At 66.3% G+C, this 5,481-nt stretch carries 5 protein-coding genes; 3 read left to right on the forward strand and 2 right to left on the reverse strand.

Translation table 11 applies throughout. The features are described from left to right. A partial coding sequence (locus VFH65_RS29055; RefSeq protein WP_353326554.1) for a carbohydrate ABC transporter permease occupies window positions 1-755 on the reverse strand: 755 nt, incomplete at its 3' end. After that, complete coding sequence (locus VFH65_RS29060) at window positions 742-1,614, reverse strand: carbohydrate ABC transporter permease (protein ID WP_353326556.1); 873 nt, start codon at window positions 1,612-1,614, stop codon at window positions 742-744. The genes VFH65_RS29060 and VFH65_RS29055, both read right to left, overlap by 14 nt. A gap of 46 nt (window positions 1,615-1,660) precedes the next feature. Between VFH65_RS29060 and VFH65_RS29065 the strand changes: the two genes are divergently transcribed. Genes VFH65_RS29065 through VFH65_RS29075 form a run of 3 tightly spaced genes read left to right on the forward strand, consistent with a single transcriptional unit; the run spans window position 1,661 to window position 5,408 of the window. Further along, window positions 1,661-3,178, forward strand: a complete 1,518-nt coding sequence (locus VFH65_RS29065; protein WP_353326558.1) for a TldD/PmbA family protein — start codon at window positions 1,661-1,663, stop codon at window positions 3,176-3,178. A 3-nt stretch (window positions 3,179-3,181) separates the two neighbouring features. After that, window positions 3,182-4,558, forward strand: coding sequence for a TldD/PmbA family protein (locus VFH65_RS29070; RefSeq protein ID WP_353326559.1), 1,377 nt, complete (start codon window positions 3,182-3,184; stop codon window positions 4,556-4,558). Between the two features lie 7 nt (window positions 4,559-4,565). Continuing rightward, window positions 4,566-5,408 carry a carboxymuconolactone decarboxylase family protein gene (locus VFH65_RS29075; RefSeq protein ID WP_353326561.1) on the forward strand — a complete coding sequence of 281 codons (843 nt, stop codon included), beginning with the start codon at window positions 4,566-4,568 and terminating at the stop codon, window positions 5,406-5,408. Window positions 5,409-5,481: the final 73 nt, after the last annotated feature.

Below are 5,481 nucleotides of genomic sequence, written 5' to 3' on the forward strand. Positions count from 1 at the left end.
ACGATCGCCACTGTCGTCGCCGCCATCACCAGCGTCCATTGCGCGTCGAATCGCGACTGCAAACCGGCCGTCGCCACGGTCAGTACCTGCCACTTGCTGCCGCTGGTGATCACCAGTGGCCACATGAAGTTGTTCCACTGCGTCACCACGGTGATCAACGCGAGGGTCACCAGGATCGGCCGGCTGGCTGGCACCACGACGTGCAAGAGGATGTCCAACGTGTTGGCGCCGTCGATGCGCGCCGCGCTGATCAGATCGGCGGGGATGGCGCGAAAGTGCTCGCGCAGCAGGAAGATCGCATATGGCGAGCCGAACATGAACGGCAACACCAACGCCCAGAAGGTGTTTCGCAGACCGGCCTCGGCCATCATCAGATACAACGGCACCACCGTGACCGTCGCAGGCACCATCAACGTGGCGATATAGAGCCAGAACAACGCGTCGCGGCCCGGAAACCGCAGCCGTGCAAACGCATAGGCCGCCAGCACCGAGAACGTCACCTGCCCCAGCAGAATCACCGCAGTCATCAACGCGGTCACCACCAGTGCCCGTCCGAACCCGGCGTCGCCAAGGGCGATGTAGTTCTGCAGCGTCGGCGGGTTCGGCAGGGACAGCGGGGATTCGGTGTTGAATTGGCGCGCGGAGGTGAACGACGTCAACAACCCCAGTGCGAACGGAGCCATCGCGATCACTGCGGCGAGGGCCAGACCCGGGTAGATCACCGCCGCCGATGCGACCCGGCTAGGTGAGGTCATAGGTGATCCGCCGCCGGAAGTACAGATGCTGGACGATCGTCACGCCGACAAGCAACACGAACAACACCACCGCCATCACCGCGGCTCGCCCGACCGCAGCGGAGCCGAACGCCTCGGCATAGATGCGGTGTGCCACCAGATCGGTCCGGCCCTGCGGCCCGCCCGCGGTCAACGCGTACACGGTGTCGAATACCTGCGCGGCACTGATGATCCCGGTGACCAACACGAAGAACAGCGTCGGCCGCAGCATCGGCAAGGTGATGCGACGGAACCGCTGCCACGCGGTTGCGCCGTCGGTGCGCGCCGCGTTCTGAATGTCGTCGGGGATCGCCAGGATGCCCGCCAGAAAGAACAGCGACACGTAGCCCACGTTGGTCCAGACCACCACGGCGGACACGACGGGCAGCGCCAATCCCGGATCGGTGAGCCACTCGATGTCCTGGCCAAGCATTGTGCTGAGCGCGCCGTCGGTGGGGGCCAGGATCCAGCGCCAGAGCACCGCGATGGCCAGCGGTGCGCAGATCCACGGCAGCACGTACAGCGTGCGAAAGAAGCCGGTGCCCGGCAGCCCGCGGGACAGCATGACCGCCGCGATGAGGCCGAGCACAGTTTGCGCGGGCACCACCATCGCGATGAAGAACAGCGTCACCACCAGCGACATGCCGAACGATCGGTCGGTCAGCACCGATTGCCAATTGGCCAGTCCGACATACCGAATCGGCCCGAGCAGGTCCCAGCGGTGCAGGCTCAGCCAGAGCACCACCAGCATGGGCAACAGCATGAACATGACGACGCCGAACAGACTGGGAGCGAGCAGCACATATCCCAGCGCTGTTCTTCGCACACGCCGGAACGCCACCGAGTCATTAAAGCGGGCCGACGAACGGGCCACTACGGTAGGAGACGTGACAGCGCCCCGACGAGTCGATGCCGACTTCCTCGGGCTGCCGCGACATGAACTCGCCGATGCGGCGTTGTCGGCGGCCCTCGCCGCCGGTGCGAGCTACGCCGACCTGCGTATTCACGCCATCACGACGGAGATCGTGCAGCTGCGCGACGGCGAACTGGAAACGTCGGTCGTCAATCGTGAGATCGGGTTGGCGGTCAGGGTGATCGTCGACGGCACGTGGGGCTTCGCCTCGCACGCTGAACTCAGCCCCGTGGTCGCGGCGGACACGGCGCTGCGGGCCGTGCGGGTGGCGACGACGCTGGCGCCGCTGAACGCCGAGCGCATCGAGCTGGCCTCCGAACCGGTCTACACCGATGTCAGCTGGGTGTCGGACTACCGGATCGACCCGTTCGACGTCGGGGCGGCGGACAAGATCGCCTTACTGGGGGAATACTCCGAACGGCTGCTGGCCGCCGACGGCGTCGACCATGTCTCGGCGGGGCTGAACGCGGCGAAGGAGCAGACCTTCTACGCCGACACGTTCGGCTCGTCGATCACCCAGCAGCGAGTGCGAGTGTTGCCGACGCTGGAGGCTGTGGCCGTCGACGCCGCGGCCGGAACGTTCGAAACGATGCGCACGCTGGCACCGCCGACTGCGCAAGGCTGGGAAGCGGTCGCCGGCGACGAGGTGTGGAACTGGTCCGAGGAGCTAGCCCAGCTGCCGTCGCTGCTCACCGAGAAGGCCAAGGCGCCGAGTGTGACGGCCGGGCCGATCGATCTGGTGATCGACCCGTCCAACCTGTGGCTGACCATCCACGAATCAATCGGGCACGCCACCGAATACGACCGCGCCATCGGCTACGAGGCCGCCTACGCGGGGACCTCCTTCGCGACACCGGACAAGCTGGGCACCATGCGATACGGATCGCCGGTGATGAACGTCACCGCTGACCGAACCGTCGAATTCGGTTTGGCCACTGTTGGTTTCGACGATGAGGGCGTCCGCGCCCAGAGTTGGGACCTGGTGCGCGACGGGCTCTTCGTCGGCTATCAGCTGGACCGGGTGTTCGCCCCGCGCCTGGGGGTGGCGCGGTCCAACGGCTGCTCGTACGCCGATTCGCCGCACCACGTGCCGATCCAGCGGATGGCGAACGTCTCGCTGCAGCCCGGGACCGACAACCTGGGCACCGACGACTTGATCGGCCGCGTCGAGGACGGCATCTACGTCGTCGGCGACAAATCCTGGTCAATCGATATGCAGCGCTACAACTTCCAGTTCACCGGGCAGCGATTCTTCCGGATCCGCAACGGCAGGCTGGACGGCCAGTTGCGCGATGTGGCCTATCAGGCCACCACCACGGATTTCTGGGCCTCGATGGAAGCCGTTGGGGGACCGGCGACGTGGCGCCTCGGTGGGGCGTTCAACTGCGGCAAGGCGCAACCGGGCCAGGTGGCCGCTGTGAGTCACGGCTGCCCGTCGGCGTTGTTCCGTGGTGTCAACGTGCTCAACACGCGCGCCGAGGCGGGGCGGTAGTCGGTGATCGGCGCACAGCAGGTCGTGGATAGCGCGCTGGCCGAGGCCGCCCGGTTGGGCAAGGCCGACGAGACCATTGTGCTGGTCACCGATCGGGCCGACGCGGCACTGCGTTGGGCCGGCAATTCGATGACCACCAACGGCGAATCGGTGAGCCGCCACACGACCGTGATTTCAATTGTCCGCCAAGGCGATAACGCTCAGGTCGGTTCGGTGCGCTCGGCCGAGGTGGATCCGTCGATAATCGCCGAACTCGTTGCGGCGTCTCAGGATGCGGCGCTGTCGGCGACAGAAGCCAGAGACAGCGCGCCGCCGTTATCGGGTACAGGTGTGCCTGACGACTGGGACGCGCCTGTGCCGAGTACCAGCGCAGAAGTGTTTCTCGGGCTGGCCGGCAGCTTGGCTGCGCGCGGGTTTCGAGGCCCTGATCAGCTGTACGGATACGCACGGCACATCGTGGAGACGACGTTCGTCGCCACGTCGAACGGGCTGCGGAGGCGCTTCACGCAGCCGACGGGTTCGGTGGAGATCAATGCCAAGCGCGACGGCGCCAGTGCGTGGGTCGGCACCAGCACGCCCGACTTCGTCGACGTACCAGTCGATTCGATGCTCGAGCAGCTTTCGGCGCGGCTGGGGTGGGCACGTCGCAGTGTCGATTTGCCTGCAGGGCGATACGAGACGATCATGCCGCCGTCGACGGTGGCGGACATGATGATCTACCTGAGTTGGATGATGGAGGGCCGGGGTGCGCATGAGGGTCGGACGGCGCTGTCGGCGCCGGGCGGCGGGACGCGGGTGGGTGAGAAGCTCACCGATCTGCCGTTGACGCTGTACTCCGACCCAGCCGCGCAATCCCTGGCATGTACCCCATTCGTGGCGGTGCCGAGTTCGTCGGAGCGGATGTCGATTTTCGATAACGGCATGGACATCGATCGGGTGGACTGGATCCGTGACGGCACCATCAATGCGCTCGCCTATCCGCGGGCTGCGGCCGCGGAGTTCGACGAGCCCGTGGCGGTGCCGGCTGACAACCTGCTGATGACCGGCGGCACGGCGAGCCTGGCCGACATGATCGCGAGCACCGAGCGGGGTCTGCTGCTGACGACGCTGTGGTACATCCGCACGGTCGACCCGGCCGTGCTGCTGCTGACCGGACTGACGCGCGACGGCGTCTACCTGGTCGAAGACGGCCAGGTGAGCGCGGCCGTCAACAACTTCCGGTTCAACGAAAGCCCGCTCGATCTGCTGCGCCGGGCCACCGAGGCGGGCCGCAGCGATGTCACGCTGCCGCGCGAGTGGGGTGATTGGGCGACCCGCGCGGCGATGCCGACGCTGCGGATCCCGGACTTTCACATGTCGTCGGTGAGCCAGGCGCAATAATCCTTGCGTGGGTGATCAGATACTGGCAGAGCAGCTGGCCGGGCTGGTGGCGTTGTCGTCGGGCGACGGGCGCATGGACACGCTGATCCGGCTGACGTGCGGCAGGGCGCTGTTGCTGCCGCCGCTGCCGATGGAGGTCGACCTGCTCGACGGGACCTCCGAGCGCGAGGCTGTGGTGGCGGCGTTCGCCGAGCAGTTCGCCGTCGACGTGTCCGGGATTGGCGACAACCAGCGAAAGCAACTGGTTTCGACGTTGGGGGACAACGCGTTTCGGACCGTGGTGGCGATATTCATCGCCGACTACGTTCCGCGAGTGTGGGCGGGGTTCGAGGCGCTCGATATGGGCAGGCCGGGCGACGTCCAAGACGTCGCGTGGGATCACGACACCGACCCGATCGGTGCGCTGCTGAATGGGTTCGTGCCGGCGGTGGCTCGCATGCGGGAATTGGACCCGGTCACGACGGAGATCGTCCGGCTGCGGGGCGCGTCGCAGCACAACTGCCGGTTGTGCAAGTCGCTGCGGGAGGGGCACGCTCTGGACGCCGGAGGTTCGGAGAGCCTGTACGAGCAGATCGAGCGCTACGAAGACGCGGACAGTCTGACGGATGCGCATAAGGCGGCGCTGCGGTACGCCGACGCGTTGATCTGGTCGCCGGCCAACATCACTTCGGACGTGGCGGCCGGTGTGCGCAAACACTTTTCGGGAGATGAGGCCGTCGAGCTGACGTTGGACATCATGCGCAACGCGTGCAACAAGATCGCCGTGTCGCTGGCTGCTGATGCGCCCAGGGTGGAGCACGGCACCGAGAGGTATGAGATCGATGCGGATGGGCAGACGGTCTACGCCTGAGTGGTGATGATGCTTGCTGCGCGGGAGTTCACGGCGTACGGCCCGTCGTATTGGGGCGCGATCGCGGTGTTCG

The sequence above is a fragment of the Mycobacterium sp. genome, assembly GCF_035697385.1.
Taxonomy (GTDB): Bacteria; Actinomycetota; Actinomycetes; order Mycobacteriales; family Mycobacteriaceae; genus Mycobacterium.